General features: G+C 68.9%; 6 protein-coding genes and 1 pseudogene. All 7 read right to left on the bottom strand.

Annotation, left to right across the window (positions count from 1 at the left end; all coding sequences use genetic code 11):
* Positions 1 to 548, bottom strand: a 548-nt coding sequence (locus ACWJ6R_RS21375) for a hypothetical protein (RefSeq protein ID WP_449063933.1), incomplete at its 3' end; no start/stop codon positions are given.
* Positions 548 to 2,095, bottom strand: coding sequence for a hypothetical protein (locus ACWJ6R_RS21370; RefSeq protein ID WP_449063932.1), 1,548 nt, complete (start codon positions 2,093 to 2,095; stop codon positions 548 to 550). The genes ACWJ6R_RS21375 and ACWJ6R_RS21370, both read right to left, overlap by 1 nt.
* The gene (locus ACWJ6R_RS21365; protein ID WP_449063931.1) at positions 2,056 to 4,110 is read right to left on the bottom strand and encodes a hypothetical protein; all 2,055 of its coding nucleotides are present in this window, start codon (positions 4,108 to 4,110) and stop codon (positions 2,056 to 2,058) included. Before ACWJ6R_RS21365 ends, ACWJ6R_RS21370 begins: the two co-directional genes overlap by 40 nt.
* Before the next feature lie 26 nt (positions 4,111 to 4,136).
* Positions 4,137 to 4,478 carry a DUF6079 family protein gene (locus ACWJ6R_RS21360; RefSeq protein ID WP_449063930.1) on the bottom strand — a complete coding sequence of 114 codons (342 nt, stop codon included), beginning with the start codon at positions 4,476 to 4,478 and terminating at the stop codon, positions 4,137 to 4,139.
* Positions 4,479 to 4,603: 125 nt separating this feature from the next.
* Positions 4,604 to 8,212 (bottom strand): BREX-2 system adenine-specific DNA-methyltransferase PglX, encoded by a 3,609-nt coding sequence (gene pglX, locus ACWJ6R_RS21355; protein WP_449063929.1) that lies wholly within the window; start codon positions 8,210 to 8,212, stop codon positions 4,604 to 4,606.
* Positions 8,209 to 8,991, bottom strand: coding sequence for a hypothetical protein (locus tag ACWJ6R_RS21350; protein WP_449063928.1), 783 nt, complete (start codon positions 8,989 to 8,991; stop codon positions 8,209 to 8,211). Before ACWJ6R_RS21350 ends, pglX begins: the two co-directional genes overlap by 4 nt.
* A pseudogene (locus tag ACWJ6R_RS21345) lies at positions 8,988 to 10,318 on the bottom strand (hypothetical protein); the annotation flags it as partial. The pseudogene ACWJ6R_RS21345 and the gene ACWJ6R_RS21350, both read right to left, overlap by 4 nt.

The raw sequence follows: 10,318 nt of genomic DNA, 5'->3' as shown, positions 1-10,318 counted from the left end.
CGCAGCGCGAGCGCCGACAGCGCGGTACGACGCGACAGCACCCCGCCGGCGAGCGGCGGCCAGCCGCCCGGCGGGGTGGCGTCCAGCAGCGCCTCAGCGGCCCAGCCGTCGGCCCGCAGGCGCGGGTCGACCTGCTCGGCGCCGAACGCCTCCCGCACGACATCCCAGCCGTCGACGGTCTCGATGCGCTGCTTGTGTGTGCGGGCGAGGATCGCCGGGTCGAGCTCGCTCTGCTCCCGGTCGGTCAGCACCACCAGGACCGCCGGTCCCGCGGCCTGCTCCGCCAGATGGTCGAGCACCAGTTCGTGCACGGCCAGCGGGGAGGGGGCCGCCGCGATCCGGGCCCGCCGCCCCTCTCCCCAGGCCAGCTCCCCGGGCCCGTCCCACTGGGGTGTCGAGCGCAGCAGCACGACCCGTCGCCGCCCGTCGCCGGTCAGGGAGTCGGCCAGCGACGTCTGGGAGGACAGGAACTGGGCGACCGTCGCGGTGGTCAGCCGCATCATGCCCGCGGTCCCGCCGGTGACCGCCGTGGTGGTTGCTGTACTCATCAGTCCACGACCCGCCAGGTGATCTCGATGGTGGCGCCGGGGTTTCGCGCCGCCAGGTCGGCCAGCTCCGCGCGCAGGTCGGCGGCCGCCTTGGCAGCCGTCGTGCGCTTCTTGCGCACCGGCTGCTCCCCTCCGGGGCCGGGGACGCCGACCCCGGTCTCGGAGGCGGTTCCGGATCCGGTTCCTGTGCCCTGCCCGGTAGTTCCGGGTACGCGCGGGTGACTCGACGACGTATCCAGGTCCACCTCTCCTGCAGTTCGGCCCGGTGGGGGAGGCGGGGGCGCGACCGGGGGAACGGGCGGAAGCTGGTTGCGCTTGACCAGCGCGGTGACCTCGCGGCGCGTCTCGGCCAGGGCCTCGATGAGGTCGGCCGTCAACTGGTCGGCCTGCGCCACCCCGCGCAAGGACTGCAGCAGCGCCTGACCTTCGGCGCCCTGCCCCTCGGCCAGCTCCAGCGTGTCCCAGGCCGCCGCGGCCAGCGCCTGAGCAACATCGTGCGCCCGCTTGACACAGGTCCCGTACCGGTCGGCGCTCACCTGCCCGAGGTCGAAATGGGCCAGCGCCTCGATGGTCTTCTTCGCTCCGCTCGCCCCTCCCGAGCCCCCTCCGGTGGCCGTCAGCGTCTCCAACAGGTCACGCGCGCGCCGAGCCAGGGCGAGGCGACCCTTCTCATCGGTCTCATCCAAGGCGAGGAACGTGGCGTGCGCCTCCAGCCGGCGGACCAGTTCCGTCGCCTGTTCCCGGTAGGCGCGGGCGCTCTCGGCGATCTGCCGGGCGAACTGGTTGACCATCCGTCCGCGCCGCAGTGTCGGCGCCTTGCTTCCGAAGATGGTCTCGTACCGCTGCCGGGCCTCGATCCAGTCGTCCTCGCTCGGCAGCGGCTGGCTGCGCAGCGCGTCACCCGGTTTGATCTGCGACAGCTCGGGCGCCGGGTCGAGCGGGACCCCGCCGCGCACCCATACCCGGTCGTCCATCTCCGCGAACGCGGCAACGACCAGGTTGGCCAGGAACGGCTCCAGCCCGCGCCGCTCCGGCTCGTCCGTCCAACCGACGAGGGTGATCAGGCTGAGGTCCCCGGTAACGCCCTCCGCCTGCGCCATCCGCCGGAAGTGGTCGGCCCAGCGGGTGGACAGCGCGAAGTACGCCTCCTTCTGCTGCCCGAGCTCGAGCGGTTCGGCCACCCGCTCCATCAGCTTGCGGTCCTTGTCGGGGATCTCGGCCCGCCCGTCACGGGACTCGGCCGCGGCCCGGACGTGGGCGAAGACGGTCCGAGCGTCAGCCAGCTTCACCGCGACGCCCGGGCTGTGCCTGTCGAGGACCGGGTGGGCGGGGAACTGGTGGGCGAGCAGCTTGCCCGCGATGTCCCGGACGGCCTCGCGCAGCGGTGTACCGAACGGCAGAGTCAGGCCGCCGATGTCGGGCAGCGCCACGAGGTGGTCGTCGAAGCCCAGCTCGACGTCGGACGCCTTCTTGTCCGCCAGGCCGTACGCCGCTTTGAAAGCCGTCTTCACCTGCTTGAGCAGGGCTCCGCGCTGGGTCTCCAGCAATCCCTTGGCCGGGCCCGGTTGTCGGCGTTGAGATGGGCGGCGTACTGCGTGGCGAACCGGTGGTCGTCGGCGAGCGCCTTGTCGATGACCAGGAGCCTGCGGAAGTCCGCGAACCGCTGGGCGGACAGATGCGCGGGCACCCACGCGACCGTGCGGGCGGGCTCGCCTTGGCGCTCCCGCAGGGCACGCATGCGGTTGACGTCGTCGACGGGACCGTAGGCACCCTCGTCGAAGGGCAGGTCGACGACGATCCGCCACCGACCTTCCATTTGCGGCTGCAGCTCGTGGTCGCCCAGGTCGTCCTCGTCGGCGATGTTGCCGAAGATCACCTCCACCGAGCGGTTGGAACCGCGCCACACGAGGTTCAGGTCGTCAGCGCCGAGCCTGCCATCGGAGCGGTCCACGCCCAGCTCCTCGGCGAGCAGCCGCTTGGCGAGCGTCATCCGGTTACCGGGATTGTCGTTGACGGCCGCGTTGGCGAGAACCGAGTCGACGTCGACGCCGGACAACTCCAGCCGCACCCCCGCGTTGATCCCGCTGCCGGTCTCCTTGATCTCAGGGAAGCGGGCGGCCCACTCGGTCACCTTGCTCTTGATGATGCCGACCTCGCTGCCCGGGATCGGCGCCGTCACCGAGCCGTGGTTGAGCGCACCCAGCCGGCGGTTCGTCAAGTCGCTGAGCGCAGGCACGCTGGGCGCGAGCGCTGAAAGCAGCAGCGTGCAGATCAGCCGGTTGTCGCCGACGAACGACCGGCAGCGCTGGGCCAGAACAGAGTCGGTGATGGTCTCCGGCCGGTGCAGGTACCGCTCGATGTCATCCTCGGTGACGTCGTAGGAGGTCAGCAGGTACGGGCGGAGCTTCGTCTTGTACAGCTTGTCGGCGGCATCGAAGACCACCTTCAAGCTGTCGGAGAAAGGCTTGTCCCCGCCGTCGGCGATCACCGGGTACAGGTCGCCCACCGGGATCAGGTCCCCGAGCCGCAGGTCGTTCCGGCGGGCGGCGAGCAGTTGGCCCATCAGCTTCAGACCGGTGCGGGAGCGCTGCAACGCCGAGGAGATGTGCACCAGGGTGTCCATGAAGGCGGGCGAGAAGGGATACGTCAGCCGGAACGACTCCTCGTCCGCTCCAGTCGTCCCGGAGTCCGAGCCGAGCAGCGTGTCCCACACCTGCGGGCCGACCTTCTTGGTCCGCTCGAACGCCGCGTCGATGAGCGCCTGCTGGCCTGGCTTAGCCTTCAGCAGGCGGGCGTGCGCGACCTGCGGGAGGTTGCGGTCCTCCAGCGTGATCTTGTCGAACCGTCCCGAGGCGAGGTTCAGCGTGTCCTGGATCGACGCCTCCGCCGCGCCCGACACCGCCTCTCCGACCAGCTCACGCAGGTCGCGCTGGCGGGCGATGAACGACACGATGGGGATGGCCCGCCGGGCATCCCCGCCCTCCACAAAGTTCGTGATCTTGCTGGCTTCGCGAGCGACGAACTTCTGGTCGTGGATGAGCGTCGCCAGCCACAGGATCAGCTCGTCCATGAAGAGGATCAGCCCGTGGTAGCCGAGTGACCTGGCGTGCTCGGCGATGACGGACAGGCCGGCGTCCAGGGAGATGAATCCGTGCTCATCCTCGGCCGCGTTCTTGGCGAACCCGGGCAGCAGGTTGGTGCTCGCATCCTGCACGAGCTTGGCCCGCAGCTCGGTCGGGGTGCTCGGGTGCACCAGGTCCAGTGGCGTGTCGCCGTCGTGCGTCTCCTCGGCGGACAGAGCCGCGTCCAGCAGCGCGGGCGTCCAGGCGAACGACTCGCCCCACTCGTCGTCCTCATCCACCGCCCCGTCGCCGGAGCCGAGCCCGCTGATGACCGCCGCGTCGCCCAACCGGGCGCGCATCGCCCGGATGTCGGTGAACAGCGCGTCGGTCCGATACACCTGCGGGATCGGCGCCTCCGGATGCAGCTTTCTGACGTGGCTGACGTAGCCGCCCAGCACCCGCTGCTCCAAGGCCTTGGCGCCGAGCATGTGGTACGGCACGAGCAGGAACTGCTTGCCCTCGGACTTCAGCCACTCATGTGTGGTGAGCAGGGAGTCGAACTCCTCCCGCGCGCGGCCGCCCGGTTCCCGCTGAGCAGGGCGTACAACACCGCCATGAAGTGCGACTTACCGGAACCGAACGAGCCATGCAGGTAAGCGGCCTTGGAGGTGTGCCCGTCGAGAGCGGACTTGATCAGCCCGAGCGCCTCGTCGAAGTTCTCCAGCAGCCGGTCGGTGACGACGTAGTCCTCGAGGGCATGTCCGGCCCCCTCCGGCGTCACCGCCTCGGCGAGGCTCAGCACGAAGTCCGAGGTGGAGATGGACTCCTTGATGTCGATGACATCCTTCAGGAGGGGCTGCTCTGCCATGGACTGTCCCGCTCTCCTTCGTTTCCGCCGCGCCGTACGTCTCTGTCTACCCATGTGCCCGAGGCCGAGGACGCGCCCGATACCCATCCGTCCGGGCCCGGGTCGTCCTGCCCGCGTCTACCTAGCTACTTCTTCGCGGTACGGCGCCCGCGAGCAGCTGCGGGCGGCTTCCAGTCCCGCAGAGCCTCGTCAGTCAAGCCGTGCTCGTCCTGGATCTGCTGCCGGTAGCCCGCGAAGAAGTCGGCCGGGGAGCCGCTGTACATCACGTCGAACTCGTGGTGCCACTGCCGCAGCCACGGCTGCAGCTCCAGCAGGCCCGCCAGGAACGGGGCGATCTCCTCGGTGGACAGCGGCTGGTTGGTGAAGTAGGTGGCCAGCGCCTGCGCCTGCTCCCGGTGGTCCCAGCCCGCCCAGCCGTACAGGCCAGGACTGCCCGAGCCCGTGGAGGAGTAGGAGATGAACCGCTCCTTGGGCACGTCGAGCTTGCCGCGCGCCCGCCAGTACGACGGCTTGACGAAGTCTGCCGAGGTGTACTTCGGCGGGACCGGGATCGCATCCCGAATCTGCCGCTTGGTCTTCACCTCCGGGTTATCCGAGAACTCGGGTGCGGCATCCTCCTGGCGCTGTAGGTCCCAGACGTGCTCCCAGTCGGCGCGCTTCTTCAGTCCGGACAGCTTGTAGCGCAGCGCGGCCAGGAACGGCACGTGCTCGCCGGCCATCAGGTCGGCGACGACGACCGCCAGTTCCCGGCGGGGTGCGTAGAGGGTGGCGACCGAGACGAAGTCCTCGTCCCGGGAGAGGGCGTCGATCAGCTGGGGGAGCGTGACGAGGGCGGGCTGGCCGTTGGCGTCGTACCAGTGCTCACGCTTCTCGATCCGGTCCAGCATCCAGGAGCGGAGCGCCTTCTCCTGAAGCGTGTCCCATCCCTCGGTCGCCCAGCGCCGCTTGTACTCGGGCCGCTCGATCATCCCGATGGCCCGGGACGACTCGATGACGTCGATGCGCCTCTGCACGATCTGCCTGTATGGCTCGGGCCAGCGGGTGGGGATATCAGTGATCATCGTGGACCCGTGGCGCTTGAACCACTCGTCGGAGGCCTCCCCCCTGTCCACCTTGCGAGCGAGCACGATCTCGAAGGCCCGCTCACCGAGGGCAAGTTCGGGGATGTCGTTCTCGTTCAGGGTGCGTAGCCCCTCGGGATGGAGGTTATAGAGCGAGTAGACCTGCCAGTCCAGCTCTTCCTGGAGAGCAATCATCCGGACGCGGATGGAGTGCCAGTTCGCCTTGGCTTCACGGAGGGAGGCAGCGGTGGGAGTTCCTGCTGCGGCGACTACGGACGGGTTGGTAGCGGTGAGCTGCTGGGCAAGGGCGTCAAGAGCTGTGCCGAGAACCGTGGGATACGCCGAAGGAAGAGGAAACTCCTGCAGCTTCGTGCCGGTGAACTCGTAGAAGCGCTCCCATTCTTGCGCCTTAAACCCCTCGTTTACCCCTTGGCTGCCCTTGTTGTGACTGACCATTTTGAGCCAGAAGCAGGAAGTAGAGCTGTTGAGTAGTCCGAGCAGTCGCAGGTGTTCTTCTTCGCCCACCCCATCCCTTAGCTTGATTACTGGTGCAGACTGCTTGAATACCTTTCCGCCTCGATCAAATACGAATTGATTATGTGTCGCCACAAACGCAAAGGCAATCCCCAGAGGGTCAGAGTATCGCTCGGGGTGCCAACGACTCCATTCATACCAAGTGAGGCCGATCTCTTCGTGAGTCCCTCCGGGCTCTCGTCGCTCTCGCAGGATTGAGCGATAGGCCCACAGGATTGAAGTTATATCGGGAGTTAGTTCGGGACTCAAGGTGGAGTCATAAGGGAATATCGATTCGGTCTCTGGTGAAATATTCCAGTCCCGAACGACATCCCCCTCAACCAGGGGGACGATGTGATTATGCTGTACGCCGAAACGCTTCCAAGAGCCAGTTGTTCCAAAGTAAGCAGCATCATTCCCAGTGTGCGTGTAACGTCCAATGGCGCGCCTTACGGTGGACAGCCGATCGACCGATGCTGCGTTGATCTGCTCTACCATTTCGAGTCCGCCGTCGGTGAGGATCCATGGCTGCTTACTGAAATACCGATCTCGCCCGAGATCATCTGCCGAGACCCACAGGCTGACCGACCCGGGCTTGTCGATCTGGTCCACGATTGCCCGCCAGACCAGTCCGTCTTCACCATTCTCAGGCGTGGTGGGCTCGCCCTGGATACCTCGAACCGTCCGGACAGTCTCAGAACGCTCCTTACCCGACCGTGGTGTGCCGATGAGGATCACCGTAGGTGTTCCGTGCCCAGGAATGTAGGCTCCCGAGACGTCAATCACCTCGGTCAGCTCAACCTTGTGAGCGAAGAATTCCTCGATCAGCTTCGCCCCGAACTCCCGCTTCATGAACGAGTTTGCCGTGATCTGCCCGACCATGCCATAGCCGCGTCCGTCGCTGTCGCCCTGCTTGGCCAGCTCGAAGAAGCGCTGCGCGAACGGTACCGACAGGGCGTACTGAAGAGCACAGGCGCTGTACAGCTCCCGATACAGCTCGTTCAGTTTCTTGTCCTTGACTGTGATGTACGGCGGGTTGCCGACCACCACGTGGTAGCGACCTTGCTCCAGGATGCCCGGGTGCTCGTGCACGTCCTCCACGGCGTAGGCGAACTCCGCCAGCGGGTCGCGCGGCGCTTCCTCACCCAACATCAGCTCGAGCTGCCGCTCCTTGATGAGCGAGTCGCCGACCGCCAGGTGGATCGGCCACTTGTACTTGGCAGCCTCCGCCATCGTCCGCATACCCGCCGCCGCCATCGCCGCGGCCAGCAGACGGAAGCGGGCGATCGCCACCGCGAACGGGTTCACGTCCACCCCGTGGACCGAGTCGAGCGCGGCCCGTACCCGTTCGTGCCGGTCGGCGTCCGGCCGACGCTCGGCCCACAGACGCACCAGTCGCCGGAACGCGCCGAGCACGAAGTGGCCCGACCCGCAGGTCGGGTCGATCATCTTCAGCTCCTCGAAGCCGAACTCCCGCACCGCCGGGTCCATCGTCCGATTGAGGATGAACTCCTCCACGAACTCCGGGGTCTGCAACAGCGCGTATGTCTTGCGCGCCGCCTCTGACAGGTCCTGGTACAGGTTGCCCAGGAAACGGGTGTCCCAGCCCTCGGTACCGTCGTCATTCAGTGGGTCGGTGAAGTCGTGGACGAGGGCGCCGGTCTCGTCCCGCTCGCGCCAGAACTCCACCAGCGCCCGCGCCCCGTCGTGTGAGAGCGGGATCTGGAAGAGCGGGTTGTGCGCCCGGTCGAACAGCAGCCTGCCTGCTTCGCCCTCGCCCAGCTCCGCGAAGGCACGTTCCAGCCAGCCGCGGTAGGTCGGGTTGGGGTCGTACTCGACGTACGCCTCGTACCGCGCCTGCGCGAGGTTCCGGCGCTCGGCGTCCGGAGCGGTCAGGTAGGACTCGGGGATCAGCCGGTTGTCCTCGCAGAAGCGCACGAAGACCGTGCCCAGCACCCACGCCGCCGCGACTTGGGTGACGCGCTCGTCGAGCCAGGAAGTCCAGGTCGCTCCCGTGCGTTTCAACTTGAACGCCTGGTCATACTCGGCGCGCAGTCGTTTCCCGGCCTCCGGCAGAGCCTTGACCTGCTTGGCGAGGTCGGCCTCGACCGCCTTGACCTGCTGCTTCAGGTCCTCCAACAGCGCTCTGCGATCGATCATCTCGCCTCTCCCCATACCTGACTTTTCACCTCGGCCCGGTGGGCGTTGCTCACCCACGCGTCCGGCAGTTCGATCCACTCGCCCAGCCCCGCCTGATACGGCACGGCGACCGTGCCCAGCCGCGGTTCACGCGCCGGGTCACCCTGCGGGCAGAGCAACCACAGGCCGCGCAGGCCCTGGCGGGCCGCCTCCGCGAGCCGGTCGAGCACGCCCATCGCGTCGTAGCGGGCGAGCGCGGCGGCGTCGGTCAGCAGCACCGGTCCGGTGCCCGTCTCCAGCAGCTCGCGCAGCTTCGGTTCGATCCGGCCCCAGGCCGTGCGGGTGTACTCGGCGAACTTCAGTGCTGCCCGCGTGCCAGGCTCGGCGACGTCCGCACGCAGGATGGTCTCCCAGGCCGGTTTCGTGCCCGGCGGCACGAGCTCGTGCATGGCCTGCAGGAACAGTTCGGTTATCGAGATTACCTGAGCTCTGAATCTGCCGGAGGTGTCCGCGAGTTCGGCGACCGCCTCCCGGCTCAGCCCCGCGCGCACGGTCAGTACCCGGAACCCGTCCCGCCCTGCCGAGGCGGCGAGTCGTTCCTCTGTGCGGACCGCGTCCGCGATCTGCGGGTCGTCGGCGTACCGGGTGATGCCGGTGCCGGCCGTGGTGTGCCGCCAGGCGCGCACGGTCAGGTAGCTGGAGGCGGTGTCCAGCCGGGTGGGCAGGTAGCGCAGGGTTCCGGTGTCCTCGCGGGTGGACAGGGTGAGGTCGAACCCGGCGTCCCGCAGGGCCTTGGTCAAGGCTCCTGCGGTCGGCAGGTCGCGGGCGCCCGGCCGTCCGTCAGCTCGGGGAAGCGGGCGCGCACCCGCTCGTGGACGTCGTCGGCGGTCAGGCCCGGCTGCCGTGCTTCGGGTACGCCGGGGATGAGCCGTACCAGGCCGGCCTGGGTGAGTCGCAGGGCCCGCACCAGGGACAGGTCACGGGGGTAGATCTCCAGGCGCGGGGTGGCGGCGGCGTTCCGGGAGGCGGCGACGGCCAGCTCGACCGTGCGGCGCTCGTCCCACTCGATCGTGCCCGGCGGCGGGGTGATCGCCCCCAGCTCGCCCAGCACGGTGGTCGCGGTCGGCAGCGTGTCGAGTTTGGCGAGGCGGTCGGCGGCCCGGCCTAGGCGGTGCGCGTAGTCGAGCAGGCCGGGAGCGGACGGGGTGTCGGGGGCGTCGTCCTCGCCGACCTCCAGGGCCAGCAGGCCCGCGCCCATCGCTTCGCCGGTGGCCTCGCGGTTGGCGGCGTGCCGGAACGCGCTCTCCTCCGGGACGAGCTGCTCGACCTCCACCACGGCCCGCACGGCGGCCAGGGCGAGCGCGCGGCGCTGCTCGCGGCCCTGCAGGCGGGTGCCGCGCCGTACCGCCAGGGCGTCGGCGAGTTCGGCGGCGGAGGCGATCCGGCCGAGTCCTGCCAGCAGCGTCAGGATCTCCTCGCGGAGCGTCTGCACCGCGGGGAGTTTCTTCCAACGGGTCCGCTGGGTCTTCAGCAGCTGGGGGATGCGGCCGGCGCTGAGGCCCAGGGCCTCGGCGACTTCCCGCTGCTTCGGCCAGACGCCGATGCCCGGCAGTTCGCCCCGCTCGTCGGGCAGGCGCAGCAGCAGCCGCACCATCTCGACCTCGCTGCGGTTGGAGCCGTTCTTCTTCAGCTCCGGGACCAGCAGCGCGGCGAGGGTGTCGAGGCTGACGGAGCGCAACGCGCGCTGGGAGACGTCGTCGGAGGCCTCGGTGAAGGTGTCCGGCAGGGTGGATTCGGTGGCGTTGAGCTGCTCCAGTTCCTCGGTGGCGGCGCGGCGGCCTTCGGGGGTGAGCGGGGAGACGGGCGTCTGGCGCAGGCGCTCGCCCCACTCGCGCTGGCGGCGCTGGACCTCACCCCGGGTCTTGGCGCCCAGGCCGGGGGCGTTGACGAGGTTGCGCTGGCTGTAGTCCAGCAGCCCGCCCACCGTCGTCACGCCGAGGCCGTACAGGAACGACTCGGCGGCCGGGGTCAGGCCGGCGGCCGACAGGTGGGTGTCGCGGGTGACCTCGGCGGCGAGCCGGTCGCGCTGCTGCTCGGCGGAGGTCGGCTCGGCGGCGCGATCGCCGG

It is taken from the genome of Planomonospora algeriensis (assembly GCF_977012225.1).
The sequence above is the reverse complement of the archived record's forward strand: the minus strand, read 5'-3'. Positions and strand labels throughout refer to the sequence as shown.

Coding starts and splice junctions, on each gene's coding strand:
- pglX (WP_449063929.1), bottom strand. CDS start 8,212: ATGATCGATCGCAGAGCGCTGTTGGAGGACCTGAAGCAGCAGGTCAAG.
- ACWJ6R_RS21360 (WP_449063930.1), bottom strand. CDS start 4,478: ATGGCAGAGCAGCCCCTCCTGAAGGATGTCATCGACATCAAGGAGTCC.